Below are 22,766 nucleotides of genomic sequence, written 5' to 3'. Positions count from 1 at the left end.
GGTACGGTTTAACGAGTTACCGGGGACCCTCTCGAACCGTCCGCCGCGTGAGCCCGAACAATCGGTAGTAGCCGATGACGCGGTCGGCCCGAAATCCGTTCGCCTGGAACACCTGTTTCGAGGGGTAGTTGTCGACCGCGACGAGTGCTATGGCCTGCCCAGCCCCCAGCCGTGCGGCTTCCTGGACCGCTCGTTCGACGAGCGCGGTCGCGATACCGCGCTTTCGATGCGCCGGATCGACGAACACGCGCCAGATGTATGCACCGTCGACGTCCAGTTCGGTTTCCAACGGGTCGACCCACACGGAGCGGTCGTGACTCAGGAAGAGATAACCCACGACCGTCTCGTCGTCGGTGGCGATCAGGATGCGGTCGGTCGCGGCCGGTTCCTCGAACGCGTCGACGGCGGTCGCATCGACGTCGCTGGCCTGCTGACAGGTGAACTCGACGTCCTCCGGGCCTGTGACCGCGGCCGTCTCGACGCCACCGGTCGACCGCACGTACCGCTCCAGTTTGGAGACGCGAATTCCCCGTTCCGCCAGAAACTCGTACACCCGCTTGCCGTGACGGTTCCGCGTGAGCCACCAGAATCGCCGACCGAGTGTCGTGCCCGTCATCTGTGTCCAAACTGCCGTTGTGAGACTCGTCGAGACTCCGTAGTATATACTTGACGGACGAATTATATATAAACTACGTACGAGAACCGTTGCAGGGTTCGATTCCGTCAATCGTGGACCAGTACGTCGAGCACCGTGGTGCCGTCGGCGTCGAGAGCGTCCTCCAGCGCCGGGGCGATCTCGTCTGCGGTCTCGACGCGCTGTGCAGTGGCGCCGTGACTCTCCGCGTTTTTCACCAGGTCGACCGGCGGGTCGAAGTCCATCCCGACGTAGTCGTGGTCCTCGTCGGTTCCGCCGAAGATCGATTGGGTGTTGTCCTTGAGGATGCGGTAGTTGCGGTTGTCCGGGACGACGACGGTCAGGTCCAGGTCGTGGCGCACGGCGGAGTAGATCGAGTGGGGGTAGTAGAGATACGAGCCGTCACCGACGTACCCGATGACCTCGCGAGGGTCCTCGCGCATGGACTCGGCCAGCGCGGCACCGACGGACGCGGGAAGGCCGTAGCCGAGGCCACCGCCCTTGTTCGAGACCATCTGTTCGGCCTCCATCTCCCAGCGAATCAGGAGGGGATACTTCGACGTGACGCCTTCGTCGACGACGTACGCGTCGGGCGCGACCTCCCGCATCGCGTCGACGAGTTCGTGTTTCCCGGCGCGGGTGTCGCCGTCCGGCCGCTCGTCCTCGCTCAGCCCCGTGATGGTGTCCGAGAGCGAGGCTTTCATCGTCTCGACTTTCTGGAGGCGCTGCTCCAGCGTCTCGTCCGACAACCGGTCGTCGACGCGGTCGGTCAACTGCTCTACGACGAGACCCGGATCGCCGACGACGGCCGCGTCGGCCGGCTGGTTCTTCCCGACCTGCCAGGCGTCGTCGGAGACGTGGATGCAGGTCGTGTCTGCCCCCACGAGGTCGTCGTCGTGGTTCATCAGCGTCGTGTTGGTCGAACAGCCGACGAACACGACCGTGTCGCTGCTCATGAGCATGCTCGCCAGGCCCTCGTCCGGCGGGATGTAGGAGATCCACTGGTCGTGGCCCGTGGGGAAATTCACCTCGCAGGCGAGGATCTCGCCGTGGACGCGTGCACCGATCGTCTCGGCGAAGTCCACGGCAGCGTCGACCGCGTCCGCTCCCGAGCGGGCGACGTGATCGCCCAGCACCAGCACCGGATCGTCGGCCTCGACGAGGAGGTCAGCCGCCCGCTCGATCTGTGCGGGATCGCCGCGGCCCGCGTTCGGGATGGGACCCAGCGGTTCGATTTCCGCCGGATCAGTTTCGGCCAGCATCGTGTCCATGGGGAGCCCAAGGAAGACCGGTCCCGTAGGCGGCGTCAGCGCGACGCGGAACGCCCGGCGAAGCATCGTCGGCAGCGCCTCGACGTCCAGGACCTCGGCGGACCACTTGGTGAACTGGTCGACCATGTCGACGAGGTCGCCGTACAGCAGCGGTTCCTCGTGGCGGAAGTCCCGCTCGTGATTGCCGGCGGTGACGACCAGCGGCGTCCCGGCGAACGACGCGGCGTAGACGTTTCCCAGGCCGTGGGCCAGTCCGGGCGTGATGTGGAGGTTCACCACGCCGGCTGGCATCACGTCGTCGTCGTGCGTGCTGTGATAGCGGCGCGTGCTGGCGTACCCGGAAGCCATCCCGACCGCGATGTCCTCGTGGAGCCCGAGCACGTACTCCAGGTCGCTGTCGCTGATCGACTCGAGGACCGGAAGTTCGGTCGTGCCGGGATTGCCGAACACGTGTTCGACCCCGTACTGTTCGAGGGCGTCGACGAACAGGTCGGCACCCGTGTACTCGTCTGGCATGGAGATACCTGGACTGTGCCGGCCACCCCTAAAATAGTTCACCCATGCACCAGCGGCCTTTCACCCGTTGGCCTCTCGGCCTCCTGGGTAAAATCTGTAAAGCACCTCGGGGTGAACCGAGAGACAATCGGGCTACGCCGTGGGACCGTCAGTTCCGTCGCGCTCCTCGTACAGGTAGTACGAGTACGCGACCAGCGCGAGCGAGGAGAGCAGAACCGGCCCGACGGCGAGGGCCGCTCCGTAGCGAGGGGAGAACGCCCCCAGGAACGCGAGGACGCCCGAGAGTTTGAACAGCGCGGCGCCGACGTCGTGGGTTCGCTCCCAGACCTGTTCGTCACTCAGCGTCCATGGCGTCCGGATGCCGACGACCCAGTTCTGCTCGGCGTTTGCCAGCACGCGCCCGGTGTAGAACACCACCAGACCCACGCCGGCGAAGACGACGCTGCTGATCGGCACGTCGTAGCCGAGATTGACGGCCAGGACGACGCCGTGCACACCGGCGAGGAAGGCCGTCAACAGGACGACGAACTCGTTGTACAGGGGGCGAAACGCTTCGATGTTCTCCCGTTTCGGATCGATACGGGGCGAGAGGAGTACCAGCGCGACGACCCCCAGCGCCAGCAGGGGCACGAAGAACTGCCCCCAGAACTTCGGCATCGCGCCGTCGGGCTGGTCGACGGCGTTCCAGTGGGTCACCATCGTCTCGGGGAGACGGGGACCGACGAGGACGCTCGCGCCGAACATCGCGGCGACGAACGCACCGCAGAGGGCGACCGCGCGCTTCGTCCGCATACCTACTCGTTGAAGCCTCCAGCCCAAAAGTATGGGGCCGGGTCCCGGTCTGTACGAACGTCAGTCCGACAGGATTAGCCGGCCAGGAGGTCCGGGTTCATCTCGTCCCACGCGACCGTCCGGCCGCCGTACTGCTCGACGAACGCGTCGGCGTCGGCCGTGTCCGAGAACGGCACGAAGTCCGGCCCCATCGCGCCGTGGACCGAGCTTTCGATCACGAAGACGACGTCCGCCGCCGCCGCGAACGTCTCGGAAGCCGTGGCCGTCTCGATGTAGGGAGTGCCCTGCACGGTCGAGACGTCGTACTCGACGGCCGAATAGTCGGTGACGTACACCGCGGCGGCCGACCAGTCCGACTGTTTGTGATCGAAGTAGTACGGGAGGAGACACGCGCGGATCGAGTCGAACACCGCCGGGTCGTCGTGCCCCTCAGGCGTGTGTTCCCGGTAGAAGATCTGTCCGTTCGGCCCCGGATGCTCCGAGACGACCATCCCACAGACGTCACACTGTTCGCTGTCGCCGAGCGACGTCGGGTCCGGCGACGACGGCGAGGCGTCGGACCCCGAGCCCGAACAGCCGGCGAGGGCTGCGACGCCGACGACGCCGCTCGCCCGGAGGACGGTACGGCGGTCGACGAGATGCCGACCGCCGTCGCCGCGGGAGCGTAGTCGTGTGGCCGATGCGTGTCGTCCGTCGCGTTGGTCTGCGTTGGATTCAGTCATGGTCGGTGGGTGGGGTTGTGAGTGAACGGCACCGGTCGGTTACGGCCGCCGGCGGCGGATAGCCACGACCGCGAGGGAGAGCGGAACGACGAGCCAGCCGAGAAGGGTCGCGGCCAACACCGGCGTCGAGAGGTTCGCGGCCGTGAGGACGGCAGCGAACCCACCGGTCGTCGTCCCAAGTTGGCTCAACACCAGCAGCCGGAACACGTCGGCGGGGTTCGTCAGCGCCATCGCCGTCAGGGCCGCGTCGGGCAGGTCCATGCCGGCGATGAGGCCCAGCGCCACGAGGTCGTGGAGGAGCACGAACCACAGCCAGGCGACCAGCGCGGTCCCGAGCGCCTGGGTCTTCGCACTCGCCAGCGTCGAGAGCAGCACGCTCAGACCGAGGAACGCAACCGCCGTCAGGACGGCAGCGAGCACGAACACCGCGTACTGTCCGAGACCAGCGACCCCGATGGTCGCGCCCGCGGCGACGCCGCCGCCGGCGAACCCGACGACCATCGCGCCGCCGAGGACGCAGGCGCGCCCGAGGAACTTCCCGACGATGACCTGTGCCTGCGACACCGGAAGGGCAAACAGCATGTCCAGTGCGCCGGTCTCCTCGGCCCCGACGACGGTGTCGTACCCGACCGCCAGCGCCGCCAGCGGGACGAGGTAGACGCTCAATTCGACGAGGCTGGCGACGACGCTGCCGTACCGACTCGGGCCGACTTCGGCGGTGCCGAACCCGACGACGGCCACCGAGAAGACGGCGAAGAGAACGGCCAGTCCGACGCCCCAGCGACTCCGCACGGCGATGCGGTACTCTCGGACGGCGATGCGCGCCACGGCACGCGGGCCCGAAAGCGGAATCGGAGCTTCGTGGTCGACGCTGTCGCCCACGCTGGCCTGGACGTGGCCACCGTCGGGGTCCGCCTCGGAATCAGTCACAGCGCACCACCCGTGGGGCCCGAACCGACCCGTTGGTCTCCTGACGCGTCGCTCACGCCCCCGTCGATCGCCTCGCGAAACACGTCCTCGATGCTTGGTTCGCGCACCTCGAACCCGTCCACCGCGGCGACGTCGTGAACCATCGACAGGACGCCGTAGGTGTCTGGACGGGCACACCGGACGCGGAGCCCGCGGTCGTCGGAGGGTTCGGCGCTGGTGACGCCCGGCGCGTCGCGCAGGCGGTCGGCCACGGCCGACGGGGAGTCGTCCTCGCCGATGCGGAGGTCGATGGTGACTGTTTCGCCGACGTCGCGGCGGAGGTCGTCGACGTCGCCAGCCGCGCAGACGCGGCCGTCGTCGAGGATGGCGACCTGGTCGCAGACTCGTTCGACCTCGGCGTGGCTGTGCGAGGAAAAGACGATGGTGATCGGCGTCTCCGCGGCGATGCGCTCCACGATGCGGTTGAACGCGTCCACGCCCATCGGATCGAGTCCGGCGGTGGGTTCGTCGAGCAACAGGACCTGTGGCTCGGTCAACAGCACCGTCGCCAGCCCGAGGCGGCGGTTCATCCCGTTTGAGTAGCCGCCGACGGACCGGTCGGCCGCGTCCGCGAGGCCGACCGTCGCGAGCGCGGCGGCGATGCGTTCGTCCCGGACGGTGGCCGGAACCCCGCGCACGTCTGCGTGGAACCCGAGGACCTCCCGCCCGGTGAACGAGGGCGGGAACCCGGCGTGCTCCGGGAGGTAACCGACCCGTCGTCTGACTTCGACGCCCCGTTCCGCGGGCAGGCCCGCGATCTCGACGGCGCCCGCGTCGGGGGCCTCGTGGCCGATGAGCAGGCGGAACAGCGTCGTCTTTCCGGCTCCGTTCGTCCCGAGCAGGCCGAAGGTCGTCCCCGCCTCGACGGCGAGACTGACGTCCTCCAGCGCCGTCACCTGCCCGTAGCTCTTGGTCACGCGCTTGATCTCAACGTCGTTCATAGAATCGCCTCCAGTCTTCGTGTGGTGAGTCGACGAGCGGGTGGTGGTCGACGACGCCCGGCGACTCGATGACCGGCACCGAACTCTCCGCGAGCCGGATCAGGTGGAAGGCCGGGCTGTCCACGAACAGGCCGGCCGCCGGTTCGTCGACGACCAGTTGCTCGACCAGCCCCGCCGGCTGGTAGCGCAGCTCGCTGACGCTATCGCCGTCGACGTCCGCCGTTCGTGCGCTCGCCCAGTAGTTCCCGCTCGAACTCGCGTTCCAGGCCACCTGTTCGCCGATGACCGGACGAACCTGCTCGCCGTTCCCGATGAAACTGTTGTGGTGGACCCGCTCCCTGACGCTGCCGGCCGTCAGGTGGATGCCGACGTCGTTCGCCAGGTGCAGGTTGCCAGTGATGTTGTTGTCCATCGAGTTGAACACGTACTGGCCGTTGCCGTTGTCCACCAGCGTGTTGTTCCTGATCTCCGTGTCGTCGATGCCCTTCAGGAGGATGCCGTGACTGCTCTGGCCCGAATTGTTGATGGCGGTGTTGTCGACGATGTGCAGCTGCTTCGAGACCATCAGCGCGTAGCCGATGTCGTTATCGAACGCGAGGTTCTCCCTGAGCGTGCAGTCGTCGGAGTACATGTAGTGGATGCCGTACCGGATGTCCCACAATACGTTCTCGCTGGCAGTCACGTTCGACGCCCAGGAGTAGTACACCCCGTCCCGGACGTCGGTGATGCGGTTGTTCGTGATCACCGCGTCGGTCACCTTCCAGATGTGGATGCCGTTGCCGCGTTTGGACAGCGGCGTGACCGATTCGCGCCCGATGATTGTGTTGTTGCTCACGCGCAGGTTCCGCCCGCCGTCGAGCCAGACCCCGAAGGTCATGTTCGTGACCCGGGCGTCGACGACGGTGGCGTTGCTCGCGTTGACCCAGATGCCGGCGTCGTTGTCGGACGGGCTGTACCCGCCGTTGCGGACCCACAGGTCGCGGACCGTCACGTTGCCGGCCTCGATCGTCAGGACGTCGCCGGACCCGTTTCCGTCGACGACCGTCCGATCCGGTCCCGCGCCAGCGAGAGTGACGTTGGGCGTCCGAACCACGACGCGCTCGTCGAAGCGCCCGCGCAGATGCACGACGTCGCCCGGTCGCGCCGCCTCGACCGCCGCGCCCACCGTCTCGTACGTCGTTCCGTCCACGCGGGCGACGCCGTCGGCGCTCGGCGACGTGAACTCGTACTCGTCCGGTACCGGGGGCTGGAACGCGACGGACGAGTCGGTGCGTGAGGCCGTTCCGAGCGCGCCCGCCGTGGCCACGGTGAGGACCAGTAGACCGACCGCCAGGAGTGCGAATCCGCGTTCCAGGTGGGGTGATTTGGAGGACATCGTTCCGGTTACGCGTCGCCCCCTTCGACCTCGGCGTCGGGACCTGAGCTCTTCTCGGCGCCGAAGAGGAAGGACAACAGCGTGACGAGGCCGCGAGCCGGCAGTTCGTCGACGGTCACCTCCGTCTCTCGGTAGTAGTAGGCGACGATCAACAGCGCGATGGCGGTCATCGCCATGTAGGCGCCGAGTCCGAACCGCGAGTAGGTGGTGAGGTTGGCGATCTCGTAGCGGCCCCACAGGGGTGGCGTGAACGGGTCGACGCCGATCAGCGGGGCGTCGGGATCGAGGCGGTGGCCGGCCCGGTAGAGCCGGTACTGGATGTCGGCCGTGATCACCGCGAACAGGCCGACGGTCCCGGCGAGTTGCAGCTTGATACCGCGCTTTAGCTTCTCCGTGGTCGGAGCCAGTGCGACGAACAGCGACAGCGAGCCAACGGCCACGAACGCGAGCGGACCCAGCGACCACTCGGGCACGTCGACCGCGTACGGGTCGGGTTCGAAGTTGGGGCTCCAGTACACCGGATCGGGGTAGTAGAACCCGACGTAGTGGTTCAATCGCGCCAACTCGACGTAGTCCCCTTCGATGCGAGGGTACGCGTACACCCGCACCTGCAGGACGGTTTCGGGATACTGGACGGCGTGAACCGCGATGCGCCACACCGGAAACAGGATCGCAGCGACGAACAGCAGCGCCGCTACCACCGGGAGCGCACGGCGGGCGTTGCGAAACTGGCTGACCTCTGGCAATTCATAGTTCATGGTTGATAAGGTGGGAGCCCACGGAGGCAGCGTCACTTCCGGGGTTCGACGATCATCCGGCTCCGCATCTCCAGGTGCAGCGCACTACAGAAGTACGTACAGTACAACCAGTAGACGCCCGGCTGGTCGGCCGTGAACGTGACCTCCCTGGTGTCCTGCGGGGCGACGGCGAGGTTGATGCCGTGCTTGGGAATCGCCAGCCCGTGGATGATGTCCCGCGTCGTTTCGATGTTGGTGACCGTAATCGTGACCTCGTCGCCTTCCTTGACGGTGAAGTCACGGAGCCCGTACTGGTTGCGCGTGGCCGACATCTTGACGTGGACCGAGCGGTCGCCGGTCCGATTGACCTCGCTGTCCTTCGGCGTGACGTAGGGCTTTTCGTCCGCGTAATCGCTCTTTTCCCAGGTGGTCTTCGGGTTGATCTTGTCACGGTGAGCGATGACGCAGTCGTGAGGTTCGGGGTGAACGGGGTGGTCCGCGATCAGGTCCATCCCGCCCTGCTTGTCGGTCCCGTCCTCGCTGATGTCGATGAGCTGGTCGTTGTCGGGGTGGATGGGCCCGACGGGGAGGAAGCGGTCCTTCGAGAGCTTGTTCAGACTGACCAACCAATCGCCCGACGGGTTCGTCGTCTCGGCTTCGGCGGCCTGCAGGTGGCCGGGACTGTAGTGGACAGTCACCTTCCCCTTGACCGGCTTGGTCGACCCTTTCTTGGCGTTGACGGCTTCTTCGATGTCCCACTTGGTGACCTTCGAGTCGATGAACAGCGTCGTGTAGCCGTGACCGCGGCCGTCCCAGGTAGTGTGAAGCGGTCCCTGCCCGACCTTCGGCTGGCCGACGATCGCGTCCTCGGGGTCGTCCACCTTCGGAATCTTCTCGATGTCGATGATGGTGACCGTCGGGGAGAGCTTCCCGCTTGCGGTGACGTACTTGCCAGAGGGGGTCACGTCGCACCCGTGCGGGCTCTTCGGCGTGGGGATGTAGTGAACGATCGGGTCCCCGCTGGAGTTGAGTCTCGACCCCTTCCGGCCGTCGAGGACTTTCACTCCGTTGACTTTCCTGTAGTTGCCGCTGTCGATAGCCGACTCGATGGCGTCGACGTCGAACGCTTTCACGTAGTCCCGGTCGTCGCGGGTCATGCCCTCGACCTTGAAGGCAGCTTCCTTGTTGTAGCCGGTCGCGAAGGCCCAGCGCCCGTTTTTCCCCGAGTCTGCGTTGTCGAGGTTGCCGGAGACGCGGACCTGCCACTCGACGTCCATCGACTCGGGGTTCAGGGCCGTGAAAGTCGACCAGTACTTGTCGGGGTTGTCGACGTTCCGGCCGTCGTTCGGCACGGGTTCGCGGAACTCGCCGACGCCGTAGACGTACTTCGTGTCCGGCGACTGCACGGAACAGCCGTGACAGGCCTGCATGTTCGGAATGTCGGTGATGGCGTCGGTCTCGAAGTACTTCAGGTTGATACGGGCCATCCGTCCGCCACCCTTGTCGTTGATCCAGAGGTACTTGCCGTCGTAGTCACCTCCGCTTTCTGAGAGGATCGGGTGGTGACAGTCGCCCCACTCCAGTCCATGCCGGGACGACATGTCCCCGCCCTCCTCGAGGACCTGTTTCGTCTTCTCGTCGTGGCCGTAGCCGACCGCGCCGTCCCGCTGGAAGACCGGAATCCGTCGGATCTCCCGCATCGACGGCATCCCGAGGACGCGCACCTCGCCGGAGTGGCCGCCGCTCCAGAAGCCGTAGTACGTGTCTGTCTCCCCGGGCTCGACGAAGTGGTCGTCGCTGGTCGCGTGCCCACTCTGGGTCATGAGGGAGCTGCCTGCGAACCCGGTCGCAGCACCCGCACCTGCGACGACGCCGGTCCGCATGAGGTCGCGCCGGTTGATCTCCAGGCCAGCGAGTTCGAGCGACGCCCGCTCGTCTGTGACCGCCGGGTCCTCGACCTCCGCGAGGACGTCGTTCAGTCTCGATTCGTAGTCGCTGATCGTGTCTTCTGGCGTCTTGTCGTTGTCACTCATGAGTAATCACCTCGGCAAACCGCACCGTTCGTGGCGTGGGGAATGGTGGAAGGCTCGTAGCCGCCCGTCCGGCGCACGCAGGGGCGGACGATCACACTCGCGGCGGTAGAGCCTCTCGGGATCTGGCGACGCTGCCTCGCACCCGGTAGCGAAGCGACGCCACTGGACGCGAAGCGATTCGGCCACGACGGACCGACCGTCGCTGAAGCGTGCGAACGACCTGTTTGGCCAGTGAGATCTTCCATGTGCTCCCACCCGGTAACTTTCCCTGAGACGGCCATAACGCCGGGAGCACGTTCCCATCTAATGAAAAATAAAAAGGAAGAACGGGCAATATGTTCGGTCGATCATATATAAACCGTCACTGACCGACGCGTCCTCTCGGTCCACCGCCCCCAGAACCGACCCCTAGGCTGGTGCGAGCGCTTCCATCGTCTGGAGGATCTGGTCGTGGTCGGCCGCGCGCGGGAACGAGATGTTGATCGCATCTAAGCCGTCGACGTCCGCGAACGCGTCCAGTTGGTCGGCGGCGTCCTCGGGCGTGCCCGCGACAGCGACCTCCTCGATCAGTTCGTCAGGCAGAGCGTCCATGGCCGCCTCGCGGTTGCCGCTGGCCCACTGCTCGGACACCTCGTAGGCCTCGTCCTCGTACCCCTGTCGTGCCAAGGCGTCGCGATAGAACGTGCCCATCCCACCTATATAGAATCCGATATGTTGTCGAACAAGTCGTTCTGCCTCCCCGGGATCGTCCAGCGCACAGCACGTCAGCGAGAGCGTCACGCGCTGGTCGTCGCGGTCGCGGTCGCCCATGTCGGAGCCGCGGTCGAAGTCCGCCATGCGCTCTTCGAGGCCCTCGCGAGTGAGCATCAGGGCGTGCCAGCCGTCGGCGAAGCGGCCGGCGAGTTCGACGGACTTGGGACCCATTCCGGCGGCGTCGATCGGCGGCATCGGGTCCGGGGGGTCACAGCGCAGTCGGAAGCCGGAGAGCTGGTAGTACTCCCCGTCGTACTCGACCTCCTCGCCGCGCATCACCTGTTTGGCAATGTCGATGGTTTCGCGCGTCCGGCGGAGCGGGTTGCCGAAGTCCTCGCCGTGCCAGCCCTCGATGACGATGGGGCCGGAGGGGCCGAGGCCGAGACGGAAACGACCGTCCGAGACTTCCTGGAGGGTCGTCGCGGTCTGTCCGATGAGAGACGGCGTCCGCGAGTAGATCGGCACGATCGAGGTTCCGATGCCGATCTCGTCGGTCCCATGGGCGATGCTGGTCAGCGTCGTGACGGCGTCGCGACCCCACGTTTCGGGAAGCCAGGCGCGTTCGTACCCCAGCTGTTCCCCGCGCTGGGCTTGCTCGACCAGCGTCTCGACGCTCGGCTGCGCTGCCACCGGCAGGTAAACGTCTCGTGTTACCATGGTACCGACGGCTCCCTCCTGCAACAAATACTTTCACCCTCACATATCGAGCGCCGCCGTGGCGACTCGCTGGAGTGTGAACTGCTGGGGGGAGACCGCCGAGAGAACTGGAGACTGGCGGTGCCGGATGGGCGCAGTGAGCGGCCGGGAAAACGCAGTACTGCGGAGTTAGATGTCCGGCGACTCGTCGATCTGCGGGACGCCCTTGGCGGTGATGGTCTCGCCGGTCATGTACGACGAGGCTTCGCTGGCGAGGAACTGCGCGACGTCGGCGATCTCCTCTTCGAGGCCGATGCGCCGGTGGACGTCGTCCCGCTCGATGTCGTCGGCCGAGACGCCCATCTGGGACTCGACGCCGGGCGTGGCGACGTAGCCGGGTGCGATGCAGTTGACCCGAACCTGATCGTCGGACCACTCGAAGGCGAGCGACTGGGTCAGGTTGATGACCGCAGCCTTCGCGGCAGCGTAGTGGCTCATCCACGGGGCGCCCATCTGGCCGGCGACGCTGGCGAAGTTGACGATCTGGCCGCCGCCGTTCTCGCGCATGACTTCGCCGGCGGCCTGCGTGGCGTGGTAGGTGCCGTGGAGGTTGATGTCCACGATGGTCTTCCAGCCGTTCTCGCTGATCGTCTCGAAGTTAGCCATGAACGACGCGCCGGCGTTGTTGACCAGCGTGTCGACGCCGCCGAACTCCTCGACGGTCGCGTCGACGAGCGCGTCGACGGCGTCCCGGTCGGTCACGTCACATTCGACGGGGAGACACTCGCCACCGTCGCGGTCGTTGATCGTCGCGGCCACGTCGTCGACTTTCTCCTGTTCGCGCGAACAGACGACCACGTCGGCCCCGTCGTCGGCGAACCGCTCCGCGATCGAGCGACCGATCCCCTGTGACGCGCCAGTGACGATGACCGCCTGGCCGTCGACGCCGAACTGCGATCTCATCGGGCCACCCCGCTCGGTCCGGTCGAGCTACCATCAGTACTTACCATTGTTAATCTACATCAGCCCTGTCGGGTTCATCGTTAATAAAAGTACGTTGCCACCCGATCCGGCCGAGCAGACGAGTTTACGAAATGCGGGAGATTGTCACACACGTTCGTAGCTCGTAAAACAAAACCTGGCTTCGATATCGGTTGTTAGTTTATATCAGTTCACCACATTGTATGGAAACCAAACTCTTAACGGGTCGAAACCGTTTTTCTGGGGTAATGAGCGAACAGGACGCCGAACAGCGAGCGGAATCAGTCGCAGTCCATCGGATCGAGTTCAGCGTCGACTGGCCGCCGGGACACGTGGCGGCGTATCTCGTCGACTGTGCGGAACCGATCCTCTTCGACGCCGGCATGGCGGGCGAGGACGCCCACGAGGAACTCGTCGCCGGCCTCGCCGACAGCGGCTACGACCTCGCTGACGTCGACCACCTGGTCGTCACGCACCCCCACGTCGACCACATCGGGCAAGTTCCGGCGATCGTCGAGACCGCCGATCCAGAAGTGTACGCGCCAGCGGGGGTCGACGAGCGGTTCGATCGTGATCCGGACGAACTCGCCGAGACCGTCGAGCAGAACGCCAAGGCGGCCGGCCTCCGCGGCGAGTATCTCGACGAGGCCGTCGAGATGTCCGTCGAATCCCTGGAGCGGGACGGCGGTCTCCTCAGCCCCGACTACGTGGACCACTGGGTCGACGGCGGGACGGAGATCGACATCGGGCCGCTGACGTTCGAGACGACCCACACGCCCGGGCATCAGGCTGATCACCTCGTCTTTCAGACCGAGTTCGACGGTGAGCGACGGCTGTTCGCCGGCGACATGGCGCTGGCGACCTTCCGGCCGGTCGCGATGCACACCGGCTTCGACGACGGCTACGACGAAGCGATCGACGCCTACTACACCGGGGTCGACCGCCTGGCCGAACTCACCGTCGACCGCGTGTACCCCGGCCACGGTCCCGTTCACGCCGACTTCGACGACGCGATCGCCGACGACAGGGAGAGCCTCGACCACCTCTTAGAGCGGAGCCTGGAGATGCTCGACGACGACGGGAAGACCGCCGTCGACGTGGCGTTCCAGCGGAAGGGCGACCGGGACATCCGGTATCTCGTCATCGAGACCACGAGCGCACTGGCGAAACTCGATCGCGACGGCGAAGCGTCGAGCACCCTCGAAGACGGCGTCCGTCGGTTCACGGTGGCATGACCGAGACAGTCCCCGAGGAGTGGGCGGCAGTCTTCTTCGACATCGGCGGCGTCATCGTGAACCTCCCGTCCATCCGCGCCGGGTACGCGGCGTACCTCCAGGAGTTCGCGACCGAGTACGACCTCGATCCAGAGCGGGCCATCGACGCCTGGCGCGAGACGCTCGGCGAGCACTTCAAAGCGGCCGAGGGAAACGAGTACCGGACCGCCAGCGACGGCTACACCAAGGCGTTCGACGCGCTCGTGGACGCCGACCTCACCGAGGCGGATTGGCGGCCGGGTTTCGAAGCGACGACGCGCGAAGCCATGGAACCGGAACCGCACGTCGTCAAGACGATCGAAACGCTCGACGAGGCGGGTCTCTACCTGGGCATCATCTCTGACATCGACACCTGGGAGGCACACCGGATGCTCGACACCTTCGGCCTGGACGAGGCGTTCGACGGCATCACCACCTCGGAGGCCGTCGGGTACAAGAAACCGGACGACCGCATCTTCGACGCGGCGATCGACGAGGCAGAGGTCGACCCAGCGCGGTCCCTGTACGTCGGCGACCGCTACGAACATGACATGCAGGGCGGGCAGCGAGCCGGGCTCTGGACCGTCGCTTACGGCGACAGGATCGGCGAGGACGTCGCTGACGACTCCCGTGACGGTCACCGTGTAGTCGGGGACCCAGCCGTGGACTTTTTCGTCGAAGACCACCGCGAGCTTCTCGAGATCGTCGGCGTCGACGAGTGAACAACGACTTCGAGAAGGCGAGTTCAGCGCACTGTTGGTAAGCTCACCTCGTTTGTGAGGGCGAACCGTTAACACACCTGGTGGTGAACAGTCGGTTGCAATGGATTTCGGACTCGACGACAAGACGGCCCTCGTGACGGGGGGAGCGGGTCGTATCGGAAGCGAGGACTGTCGAATTCTCGGCGAGGAGGGCGCGGAAGTCGTTGTCCTCGACGTGGACGAGGACGGTGCCAAAGACGTCGCCGACGAGATCGAGGAAGACGGCGGGGACGCCATCGCGCTGGAGTGTGACCTGACGGACCGAGACGACGTGGCCGACGCCGTCGAAGACCTTCGGGACGCGACCGGCGGCGTGGACGTCCTCGTCAACAACGCGGGGATGGTCGACGCCGTCGGCCGAACGGGCGACCTCGACCCGAGTACCTGGGACCGAGACATGAGCATCAACCTGACGGGGACGTTCAACATCACCCGAGAGGTGTTTCCACACATGTGCGAGCGCGGGTGGGGCCGCGTCATCTCGATGTCCTCGATGGCAGGCGCGTACGGCGGCTTCGGACAGATTTCGTACTCGACGACGAAGGCCGGCCTCATCGGGCTGGGGAAGACGCTGGCGCTCGAAGGCGCTCCCGATGGCGTGACCTCGAACGTCATCGCCCCGTCCATCGTCGTCGGGGACCTGGCGGAGCTGCCGGCCGACCAGATCGAGAACATCAACGAACACTGGGCGGACATCGCACGGGCGACGCCCATGGGCCATCTCGGTCGGGAAGAGGACGTCTCGAACCTCATCGCGTACCTGGCCAGCGAGCAGGCCAGTTACGTCACCGGTCAGGTCATCGGCGTGACCGGCGGCGTGGACCTGTTCACGTACTGAACCGGGGTCGCGCAGTCGGCCGACACAACGTATCGGCCAGGATACAAAGTCAATTTTATTACCTGATGCCGGAAATACCCGGCAACGCATCGATGAGCGAGGAGTCCTCGGCCACTGCCACCGTTCTGATCGTCGACGACGAGAAGCGAGCAGCCGACACGTACGCCGCAGCGCTCGACGACGAGTACGACGTGCGAATCGCCTACGGTGGCGAGGAGGGGCTCGCCCGGATCGACGAGGAGGTTGACGTCGTTCTCCTGGACCGCCGGATGTCCGATATCTCGGGTAACGAAGTCCTCCAGGAGATCAAGGACCGCCACCTCGACTGTCGAGTCGCGATGGTGACGGCCGTCAACCCCGATTTCGACATCCTCTCGCTGGGCGTCGACGATTACGTCGTCAAGCCGGTCGGCAAAGAGCGACTCCTCACCACGGTAGAGCGGCTGCTGGCGCTGAAAGAGCACGACGACGCCTATCAGGAGCTCAGCACGTTGAAGGTGAAGCGAAACGTCCTGGCCGTCGAGAAGCCCGAGGCCGAACTCACCGACAACGAGGAGTTCAGCCGGCTCGAATCCCGCATCGAGGAGTTAGAGACGCAACTCGAAGACATCGAATCGGAGTTCGAGCTGCCCGGCGAGCGAACCCGGTGATTACTCGGGCGCGAGCGCCCGAATCGTTTCGAGCGCCAGGTCGCCAGCGGCCTGTGCCGGCACCGTGACGATCGGCAAGTCGACGAGGCCGGCCTGCAGACGCTCCAACTGTTCTCGCGCAGCCGACGGCGAGCCAGCCACGCCCAGCGCGTCGACCATCTCGTCGGTCACCGCTTCGGTCGCGGCGTCGCGGTCACCGTCCCGCCAGTGGTCGGCGACGGTCGCGGCCGCGTCCGGGAACCGCTGTGCGACGGCCCGACGATACCCCTCGCCGCTTCCGACGTAGTAGGCGACGTGGCCGCGAATCGCGTCTCTCGCGGCGTCGGGATTCTCCTCGCTGACTGCGGCCGGCACGTACGGGGCGACGGTGATCTCCGCCGGGTCGCGGTCGGCCGCCCGCGCGGTCTCCTCGATCTCCGCGAAGGCGTCGTCGAGGTCCGGAAAAGGGACGTTGTGCGGAATCCAGCCGTCCGCGAGCCGCGCGACAACCCGGCGGTTCGCCGGCCCGAGCGCCGCGTGGTAGATCGGTACGTCGACCTCGAGCGGGTCGAAATCGGCGACCTCGAACAGTTCGCCGTCGTACGACACCGGCTCGTCGCTGGTCGAGAGGTATCGCTTGGCGATAGCGATGGTCTCGTGGGCGCGGCGGACGGGCCGGTCGTACTCCATCCCGTGGAGGTCTTCGACGGCTTTGGGCGTGCTGACGCCGGTGCCGAGCGTCATCCGGCCGTCGGCGAATCGGTCGACGGTCGCCGCCGCCATCGCGACGACGGCCGGCGAGCGCGAGAAGACGTTCGCGATCGCCGTGCCGAGCCCGACCTCTTCGGTTTCGCGGGCGAGCACGCCGAGCTGGACGAACGCGTCGCTGCCCCAGAGTTCGGGCATCCAGACGGAGTCGTACCCAAGCTCTTCGGCAGTCGTGGCGACCCCGACTGGGTCCATCACGTCCGCGGGCGGCAAGAGCAGTCCTGGCTCCATACAGGCCAGCCAACTGCCGTCACCAAAAAAGTCCGCTCGCGTCGACTCGGGGGTCCAGCCACCAGCGCTGGACCGCTGGTCACGCGATCACGTCGGCTGTTCGGAGGGCCACGAGCTCGGCGGCGTCGTACCCGACGGCTTCGAGCACCTCGTCGGTGTGTTCGCCGTGCTCGGGAAGCGGGCCGCCAGACGCGTCGGGCGTCTCAGACGACAGCGCGGGGAATCCGACCCGCGGACGGCCGCCGTCCCGGTCGACCAGGTCGCGGGCGTCGGCGTACTCGCTGTCCAGCGTCGCGGAGAGGCGCTGGACGGGAGCCACCATCGCTTCCACGTCACCGAGACGGTCTTCCCACTCCTCGCGCGTCCGCGTCGCGAAGATCGCGGCGAGTTCCTCACGGAGCGCCTCGCGTTCGGCGGGGTCCTGTGTCATGTGGACGTCGACGAGGTCCTCGCGGTCGACGGCCGTACAGAACTGCGTCCAGAACTTCGGTTCCAGTGCGGCGAGCGTCACGTACTCGCCGTCGGCAGTCTCGTAGACGTCGTACCACGGCAGCCCGCCGGTCAGCGGCGTCTCGCTGGGTCGGGGGTCGTCGCCGGTGAGCGCACCGTCGGCGACGGCGTGGGAGAACGACGCGACCACGTCCGTCATCGCCACGTCGACGTACTCCCCGCCGGTGTTTCCAAGTTCCCGCGAGAGGAGCGCACCGACGATGCTAAAGGCCGCGAAGAGCCCCCCCGCCATGTCGCCGATGGGGTAGCCGGGGATCTGTGGCTGACTGTCCTCGTCCTCCCGCGTCAGGTCGAGCAGGCCTGCCATCCCCACGTAGTTCAGGTCGTGACCGACCCGGTCGGCGTACGGGCCGGTCTGGCCGAACCCCGACAGCGAACAGTAGACGACGTCCTCGTTTCGCTCCCGGACGGAGTCGTAGTCTACACCCAGGCGGTCGACGACGCCCGGCCGGAACTGCTCGAATACGACGTCGGCAGTCTCGGCGAGTCGCAGGAACGCCTCGCGGCCCTCGTCGCTCTTCAGGTCGAGTGCGACGCTCTGTTTCCCCCGGTTGATCGCGTCGAAGATCGCCCCGACGCCGTCGTCAGTGTACGGAGGCATCAGCCGCGCGTAGTCGCCGGCGTCCGTGTCCTCGATCTTGATGACTTCGGCGCCCGCGTCGGCCAGCAACTGCGTCGCGTACGGGCCGGGGAGCAATCGAGAGAGATCGAGGACGCGTATCCCATCGAGTCGCATACTGGCCCCTCAGCCGGGAGCGCAATAAGTGTCAGCCGTCGTGGTTGGGGTCGACGCCGCTATCGATTCCGCGTCTCGACCAGTCACGTTTCAGAACTAACGGCTGCGAGACGGGTTTGTGCCACCGTACCGAGACTGACCCGCGGATTCGGCGTCGGACCGTCGAGCTCCGGTGCAGCGCGCTCGTGGACGGCGGCGAGTAACCCTTCCCTACCCAGCGCTTGCCAGCGGCTCGACAGACCGGGGCTCGGGAACAGATACCTTCAGCGGACACGAACGTTCGCTCGGCTTTATTCACTGTTTCGGAGACGTTCTAGTGCCAGCGGCGGCCACGACGCCGCGGCTGGTGGGGAATCAGTATGCATACACACGTCACAGCGATCAGTCACGCGACCGCCGAGCGAGAGCCGCGAGCGGGGAAGCGATGAGAGCGGTTCCGTCGCTCGTCCTCGCCGGCATCGTCGTCTGTAGCGCGTTTGTAACACCGGTTTTCGCCTCGCAGAGTCACGCCGATGCGACAGTTGCAGCACCCGGGTCCGGAGACAGCGGTGCTACAGGCGAGGTAGCCGCCCTGGCACGCGCCGAGGTCTCCCAGGACGACGACTTGCCGCCGCAGTTGCGAGAAGCGGCAATCAGGGGCGCCCGCGACGGCGCGCTGCTCGCTCAGGAGCAAGGTGTCAACGTCACGCAGCGACAGGTGCAGGCAGCCGTCGACGGCGCCGTCAGCGCAGCGCGGCAGACCCAGCGCCAGGACGCGTCGGTCCGCCAGATACAGGCCGCCGCGAAAGGTGCCTCGCACGGTGCACTCGTGCAGAGTCAGTCGGCAGCCGTCGAACAGGTGCAGGCGGGCGCGTACGGCGGCGCAGCTGGGGCGCTCGTGCAGTCACAGAACGCCAGCGTCGTCCAGTTACAGAGTGCCGGGTACGGGGCGGCTCACGGCGCGGTTGCCCAGCACCAGCAGGCCAACGTGACCCAGATTCAGGCCGCAGCGATCGGCGGGGCTGCAGGCGTCGCCAGCGAATCCACGCAGGCACAGGACCTGAGCGTCAGCCAGCTCCAGGAAGCAGCACAGGGCGGTGCGTACGGCGCACTGAGTCAGAACCAGACCGTCAGCATCGAACAGGTGCAAGCTGCCGCGTTCGGTGCCGCGAGCGGCGGCGTCGCGAACGGTGGAGACGCCGACCCCAAGAAGATCCAGGAGGCGTCGGTGGGCGCAGCCCACGGCGCGCTCTTCCAGAGACAGGCCGTGACGGTCGAGCAGGTCCAAGCGGCCGCCCGCGGCGCCTGCGAGGGGTCACTCGAACAGAGTCAGTCGGTGTCGATCGTCCAGATACAGCAGATCTCCGTCGGTGCGTCACAGGGAGCGATCTCTCAGTCCCAGCAGGCATCGGCGCGGCAGATCCAGGCGGCGGCCACTGGGGCGTCGCGAGGCGCCGTCACGCAGATCCAGACCATCGAAATCACGCAGATCCAGACGATCGTGCTGAATGCAGCGGCCGACGCGGCAGACGACGCCGCACAGACCGGGACGGACGAACCGGACGTCATCATCCAGCAGGCCGTCACGAACGTCGAGCAGAACGTCGAGGTTACTGTTGAGACCGGGGACGTCGAGAACGTTACTGATGGCGAGGACGGTGACGAAAACATCACTGACGACGAGAACGTCACCGACGACCAGGACGAGGAACCGCCCATAGACCTGGAGAGCCTGAACGTCTCGGTCGAGAACCAGAGCGTGTCGTTCGAGAACGCGAACGACGTGGCGGTCGTCGTCACTGTCGAGGGCGACCGGTTCGACGAGCAGAATGTCACCGTCGGCGCGAACGACGCGCTCACGGAGTCGTTCCCGCACGGCAATTACACGGTGACTGCCCAGACGGCGGACGGCGAGCCGGTTCCCGTCAACGGGCAAGCCGAGTTCCAGCTGACCGTCGAGCCGACCGTCGAGAGCGTGACCGTCTCCGCCACCGACGGCGTGGTCACCGTCGAGAACCCCAACTCCTTGTCCGTCGCGGTCGAGTTCGAGAACGAGACGGGCGAGCAGCGATCCATCACGGTCGGCGCGAACGACTCGCGGACGACCACGCTCTCGCCGGGCGAGTACGTCGTCACGGCAGCCACCGAGGAGCGGCGCTTCGCAGTGCCGGTGAACGGGCAATCGGAAGCCACGCTACCGGTCGAGGCGCTCCCCTCGGCAACCGCCAGCGTCGACGGACAGACGCTCAACGTCGAGAACCCCACCGACGTTCGGTTGACGTTCCTGCTCACGGACGAGGCGAACGACACGGAGCAGTTCCTCGTGCTGGCCGGAGAGAACGACACGCGAGAGCTCGATCCCGGTAACTACACGCTGACAGCGGAGACCCGAGACGACGTCCGTGTCCCAGTGAACGACGAGTCGGCCTTCTCCTTCGAGGTGGGCGCTCCCGGCCCCACGCTGGAAAGCCTGAACCTCAGCACTGACGACAGCGAGGTCACGATCGAGAACCCGAACGACGAGTCAGTCGTCGTGACCGTCAGTGACGAAGCGGGCGCGACCGATACGCTCGAAGTCGACGGGAACGAGACAGTCTCGGCGGGGCTCCCGGCCGGCAACTACACGGCCTCCGCCGAGACGGACGACGGCGAGACCGTCCAGGTGAACGACGAAGACGAGTACAGTTTCTCCATCGAAGAAGTCGACGCGGAGGTAGAGAGTCTGACGGCCAGCACGGACGACGACCAGCTCACTCTCGAGAACCCGAACGACGAAACGGTCGTGGTAACCGCGACAGACGAGGACGGAGAGGAGCAGACGATCGACGTTCCGGCCGACGACACGGTTACGTCAGCACTCGATCCCGGCGAGTACACGCTGACCGCCGAGACGGAAGACGGCGAGCAGGTCGACGTCAACGGGAGCGAGTCGCTGGTGGTCCAGATCGACGAGGCAGCGGCAGACGACGATGACGAAGACGACGAAGAGACTGAGACGGAAACCGAAGCCGAGGACGAAGACACCCCGACGGAAACTGAGGTTGAAGACGAAGACACCCCGACGGAAACTGAGGTTGAAGACGAAGACACCCCGACGGAAACTGAGGTTGAAGACGAAGACACCCCGACAGAAACGGAGGTTGAAGACGAAGACACCCCGACAGAAACGGAGGCTGAGGACGAAGACACCCCGACGGAAACAGAGGCTGAGGACGAAGACACGCCGGTCGAGGAGGAAGACACGCCGACCCAACCCGAGGAAGCGGACGCCGAAGAGCCAGATGAACAGGAACCGACGGAACCGCCGACCGAACCGGCGGAGTGAGCACCGTCACTCACTAAGTCGCCGGCTCGGGGTGTGAGCCGTTACGGGCGGCGTTAGCCGCCTGTTCCCGCTTTCGTCCGAGACACGCACGAAGGTTCAGGGGAGCGATGGGATTAATGCACCAGTGGACAGTTTAGTGCGGTATGGCAACACAGGACTCGACCCGTCCCGGCGGGGTCAGTTTCGAGACCGACGAGGAGACGCGGCTCATCCTCGACAGTTTAGACGAGTTCATCGAACAGGAAGTCGAGCCGCTCGAGTCCGAGCTGGGCGAGACGTGGTCGAATCCGCGGCTGCGACACGAGGACGACGGGCGACTGGTCGGGGAGGTGGTCGACGCGATGGAGACGATCCGCCGGAAGAGCGCCGACGCCGGCTTCTACGCGATGAACCTGCCCGAAGACGTCGGCGGCGAAGGCGTCTCGAACGTCACCTGGTATCGGGCGAAAAAGCACGTCGCCTCCCACGGGATGGGGCTCACCGAGTTCGTCCTCGCGGGTCCCGAAGGTCCGAAACCGCTGCTCCTGCAGGCCGAGGGCGAACAGGTCGAGGAGTACCTGAAGCCGGCCATCCGGGGGGAGAAGTCGACTGCGTTCGCCCAGACCGAACCCGGCGTCGGATCGGACTCGCCGAGCATGCAGACGTCGGCGGAGAGAGACGGGGACGAGTGGATCATCAACGGTCAGAAGCAGTGGATCACGAACGCGCCGTACGCCGACTTCGTACAGGTGTTCGCGCGCACGACCCCACAGGAAGACGCGGGTCGCTACGGCGGGATCACGTGTTTCATCGTCGAGGACGACGAGTACGAACTCGGATCGATGAACAACGCCGTCGGGATGCAGGGTCTCCAGGCGGAACTCGTGTTCGACGACGTGCGCGTCCCCGAAGACCGCGTCCTGGGACAGGTCGACGCCGCATTCTACAACGCGATGGACTTCCTGTCGCTCGGGCGGCTCGAACTCGGCGCGGAGGCCATCGGGTACGCCGAGAACCTCATCGAGACAGGGGTGGAGTACGCCACCGACCGCGAGGCTTTCGGTCGGCCGATCGGGAAGTTCCAGGGAATCTCGCACAAACTCGCAAAGGGGCGCGCGAAAACCTACGCAGCCGACGCCGCGGGACTCAAGCTGGCCTGGCAGATGGACCGGGGCGACCAGGCCATCGAGGAGTCGTCGATCCTCAAGTGGTTCGCGACGAACGCCTTCTGGGAGGTCGCCGACGACGTGGTCCAGGTCCACGGGGGCAACGGACTCTCAGAGGACAATCCGTTCATGGACCACCTCCACGTGGCGCGCATCCTGCGGATCGTCGAGGGGACCGACGAGATCCAGCTCAACACCATCGCCAAGCAACTCGGCGTGTCGTAAGCCGCG

Annotated in this window: 19 protein-coding genes; 6 read left to right on the top strand and 13 right to left on the bottom strand. The window is 66.1% G+C overall.

The annotated features are described in order from the left end of the window. Positions 1 to 16: 16 nt before the first annotated feature. The 11 genes from ACFR9U_RS10115 to ACFR9U_RS10065 all read right to left on the bottom strand — a co-directional run bounded on the left by ACFR9U_RS10115 (position 17) and on the right by ACFR9U_RS10065 (position 12,342). On the bottom strand, positions 17 to 616 hold the full coding sequence (locus tag ACFR9U_RS10115; RefSeq protein WP_247373860.1) for a GNAT family N-acetyltransferase: 600 nt from the start codon (positions 614 to 616) through the stop codon (positions 17 to 19). A 107-nt stretch (positions 617 to 723) separates the two neighbouring features. Further along, positions 724 to 2,421 carry a thiamine pyrophosphate-binding protein gene (locus ACFR9U_RS10110; protein WP_247373872.1) on the bottom strand — a complete coding sequence of 566 codons (1,698 nt, stop codon included), beginning with the start codon at positions 2,419 to 2,421 and terminating at the stop codon, positions 724 to 726. Between the two features lie 132 nt (positions 2,422 to 2,553). Further along, a complete protein-coding gene (locus tag ACFR9U_RS10105; RefSeq protein ID WP_247373874.1) occupies positions 2,554 to 3,213 on the bottom strand; it encodes an SdpI family protein in 660 nt (219 codons plus the stop codon). A 74-nt stretch (positions 3,214 to 3,287) separates the two neighbouring features. Further along, entirely contained in the window at positions 3,288 to 3,935 is a 648-nt protein-coding gene (locus ACFR9U_RS10100; protein ID WP_247373876.1) for a nitrous oxide reductase accessory protein NosL, read from the bottom strand. A gap of 39 nt (positions 3,936 to 3,974) precedes the next feature. Further along, complete coding sequence (locus ACFR9U_RS10095) at positions 3,975 to 4,865, bottom strand: ABC transporter permease (protein WP_247373878.1); 891 nt, start codon at positions 4,863 to 4,865, stop codon at positions 3,975 to 3,977. Then, positions 4,862 to 5,845, bottom strand: a complete 984-nt coding sequence (locus ACFR9U_RS10090; RefSeq protein ID WP_247373880.1) for an ABC transporter ATP-binding protein — start codon at positions 5,843 to 5,845, stop codon at positions 4,862 to 4,864. The genes ACFR9U_RS10095 and ACFR9U_RS10090 overlap by 4 nt, the downstream gene beginning before the upstream one ends. Continuing rightward, positions 5,832 to 7,220, bottom strand: coding sequence for a nitrous oxide reductase family maturation protein NosD (nosD, locus tag ACFR9U_RS10085; protein ID WP_247373893.1), 1,389 nt, complete (start codon positions 7,218 to 7,220; stop codon positions 5,832 to 5,834). The genes ACFR9U_RS10090 and nosD overlap by 14 nt, the downstream gene beginning before the upstream one ends. A gap of 8 nt (positions 7,221 to 7,228) precedes the next feature. Beyond that, entirely contained in the window at positions 7,229 to 7,978 is a 750-nt protein-coding gene (locus ACFR9U_RS10080; protein WP_247373895.1) for a hypothetical protein, read from the bottom strand. Between the two features lie 32 nt (positions 7,979 to 8,010). After that, the gene (gene nosZ / locus ACFR9U_RS10075) at positions 8,011 to 9,990 is read right to left on the bottom strand and encodes a TAT-dependent nitrous-oxide reductase (RefSeq protein WP_247373907.1); all 1,980 of its coding nucleotides are present in this window, start codon (positions 9,988 to 9,990) and stop codon (positions 8,011 to 8,013) included. Between the two features lie 408 nt (positions 9,991 to 10,398). Continuing rightward, positions 10,399 to 11,400, bottom strand: coding sequence for a TIGR04024 family LLM class F420-dependent oxidoreductase (locus ACFR9U_RS10070; protein WP_247373910.1), 1,002 nt, complete (start codon positions 11,398 to 11,400; stop codon positions 10,399 to 10,401). Positions 11,401 to 11,568: 168 nt separating this feature from the next. After that, positions 11,569 to 12,342 (bottom strand): SDR family NAD(P)-dependent oxidoreductase, encoded by a 774-nt coding sequence (locus ACFR9U_RS10065; RefSeq protein ID WP_247373921.1) that lies wholly within the window; start codon positions 12,340 to 12,342, stop codon positions 11,569 to 11,571. A 266-nt stretch (positions 12,343 to 12,608) separates the two neighbouring features. Between ACFR9U_RS10065 and ACFR9U_RS10060 the strand changes: the two genes are divergently transcribed. The 4 genes from ACFR9U_RS10060 (at position 12,609) to ACFR9U_RS10045 (ending at position 15,862) form a co-directional block, all read left to right on the top strand. Continuing rightward, on the top strand, positions 12,609 to 13,595 hold the full coding sequence (locus ACFR9U_RS10060) for an MBL fold metallo-hydrolase (protein ID WP_247373930.1): 987 nt from the start codon (positions 12,609 to 12,611) through the stop codon (positions 13,593 to 13,595). Next, positions 13,592 to 14,335: an HAD family hydrolase gene (locus ACFR9U_RS10055; protein ID WP_247373932.1), complete on the top strand. Its 744-nt coding sequence runs from the start codon at positions 13,592 to 13,594 to the stop codon at positions 14,333 to 14,335. The genes ACFR9U_RS10060 and ACFR9U_RS10055 overlap by 4 nt, the downstream gene beginning before the upstream one ends. A 100-nt stretch (positions 14,336 to 14,435) precedes the next feature. Next, the gene (locus tag ACFR9U_RS10050) at positions 14,436 to 15,212 is read left to right on the top strand and encodes an SDR family NAD(P)-dependent oxidoreductase (protein ID WP_247373934.1); all 777 of its coding nucleotides are present in this window, start codon (positions 14,436 to 14,438) and stop codon (positions 15,210 to 15,212) included. A gap of 92 nt (positions 15,213 to 15,304) precedes the next feature. Then, on the top strand, positions 15,305 to 15,862 hold the full coding sequence (locus tag ACFR9U_RS10045) for a response regulator transcription factor (protein WP_247373946.1): 558 nt from the start codon (positions 15,305 to 15,307) through the stop codon (positions 15,860 to 15,862). Here the strand turns inward: ACFR9U_RS10045 and ACFR9U_RS10040 are convergent, their stop codons facing one another. Together ACFR9U_RS10040 and ACFR9U_RS10035 are read right to left on the bottom strand one after the other, a co-directional pair. Then, positions 15,863 to 16,840, bottom strand: a complete 978-nt coding sequence (locus ACFR9U_RS10040; protein ID WP_247373949.1) for an LLM class flavin-dependent oxidoreductase — start codon at positions 16,838 to 16,840, stop codon at positions 15,863 to 15,865. A 79-nt stretch (positions 16,841 to 16,919) separates the two neighbouring features. Further along, the gene (locus ACFR9U_RS10035; protein ID WP_247373951.1) at positions 16,920 to 18,086 is read right to left on the bottom strand and encodes a CaiB/BaiF CoA transferase family protein; all 1,167 of its coding nucleotides are present in this window, start codon (positions 18,084 to 18,086) and stop codon (positions 16,920 to 16,922) included. Positions 18,087 to 18,510: 424 nt separating this feature from the next. Here ACFR9U_RS10035 and ACFR9U_RS10030 point away from each other — a divergent pair, with 424 nt between their 5' ends. Together ACFR9U_RS10030 and ACFR9U_RS10025 are read left to right on the top strand one after the other, a co-directional pair. Further along, positions 18,511 to 21,390 carry a midas domain-containing protein gene (locus ACFR9U_RS10030; protein WP_247373954.1) on the top strand — a complete coding sequence of 960 codons (2,880 nt, stop codon included), beginning with the start codon at positions 18,511 to 18,513 and terminating at the stop codon, positions 21,388 to 21,390. A 143-nt stretch (positions 21,391 to 21,533) separates the two neighbouring features. Then, on the top strand, positions 21,534 to 22,760 hold the full coding sequence (locus ACFR9U_RS10025) for an acyl-CoA dehydrogenase family protein (protein ID WP_247373956.1): 1,227 nt from the start codon (positions 21,534 to 21,536) through the stop codon (positions 22,758 to 22,760). Positions 22,761 to 22,766 lie beyond the last annotated feature (6 nt).

The sequence above is a fragment of the Halorientalis brevis genome, from assembly GCF_042678165.1.
Lineage (GTDB): Archaea > Halobacteriota > Halobacteria > Halobacteriales > Haloarculaceae > Halorientalis > Halorientalis brevis.
The sequence above is the reverse complement of the archived record's forward strand: the minus strand, read 5'-3'. Positions and strand labels throughout refer to the sequence as shown.

Coding starts and splice junctions, on each gene's coding strand:
- ACFR9U_RS10065 (WP_247373921.1), bottom strand. CDS start 12,342: ATGAGATCGCAGTTCGGCGTCGACGGCCAGGCGGTCATCGTCACTGGC.
- ACFR9U_RS10030 (WP_247373954.1), top strand. CDS start 18,511: ATGAGAGCGGTTCCGTCGCTCGTCCTCGCCGGCATCGTCGTCTGTAGC.
- ACFR9U_RS10110 (WP_247373872.1), bottom strand. CDS start 2,421: ATGCCAGACGAGTACACGGGTGCCGACCTGTTCGTCGACGCCCTCGAA.
- ACFR9U_RS10040 (WP_247373949.1), bottom strand. CDS start 16,840: ATGGAGCCAGGACTGCTCTTGCCGCCCGCGGACGTGATGGACCCAGTC.
- ACFR9U_RS10055 (WP_247373932.1), top strand. CDS start 13,592: ATGACCGAGACAGTCCCCGAGGAGTGGGCGGCAGTCTTCTTCGACATC.
- ACFR9U_RS10105 (WP_247373874.1), bottom strand. CDS start 3,213: ATGCGGACGAAGCGCGCGGTCGCCCTCTGCGGTGCGTTCGTCGCCGCG.
- ACFR9U_RS10100 (WP_247373876.1), bottom strand. CDS start 3,935: ATGACTGAATCCAACGCAGACCAACGCGACGGACGACACGCATCGGCC.
- nosD (WP_247373893.1), bottom strand. CDS start 7,220: ATGTCCTCCAAATCACCCCACCTGGAACGCGGATTCGCACTCCTGGCG.
- ACFR9U_RS10070 (WP_247373910.1), bottom strand. CDS start 11,400: ATGGTAACACGAGACGTTTACCTGCCGGTGGCAGCGCAGCCGAGCGTC.
- ACFR9U_RS10090 (WP_247373880.1), bottom strand. CDS start 5,845: ATGAACGACGTTGAGATCAAGCGCGTGACCAAGAGCTACGGGCAGGTG.
- ACFR9U_RS10060 (WP_247373930.1), top strand. CDS start 12,609: ATGAGCGAACAGGACGCCGAACAGCGAGCGGAATCAGTCGCAGTCCAT.
- ACFR9U_RS10025 (WP_247373956.1), top strand. CDS start 21,534: ATGGCAACACAGGACTCGACCCGTCCCGGCGGGGTCAGTTTCGAGACC.
- ACFR9U_RS10035 (WP_247373951.1), bottom strand. CDS start 18,086: ATGCGACTCGATGGGATACGCGTCCTCGATCTCTCTCGATTGCTCCCC.
- nosZ (WP_247373907.1), bottom strand. CDS start 9,990: ATGAGTGACAACGACAAGACGCCAGAAGACACGATCAGCGACTACGAA.
- ACFR9U_RS10050 (WP_247373934.1), top strand. CDS start 14,436: ATGGATTTCGGACTCGACGACAAGACGGCCCTCGTGACGGGGGGAGCG.
- ACFR9U_RS10115 (WP_247373860.1), bottom strand. CDS start 616: ATGACGGGCACGACACTCGGTCGGCGATTCTGGTGGCTCACGCGGAAC.
- ACFR9U_RS10080 (WP_247373895.1), bottom strand. CDS start 7,978: ATGAACTATGAATTGCCAGAGGTCAGCCAGTTTCGCAACGCCCGCCGT.
- ACFR9U_RS10045 (WP_247373946.1), top strand. CDS start 15,305: ATGAGCGAGGAGTCCTCGGCCACTGCCACCGTTCTGATCGTCGACGAC.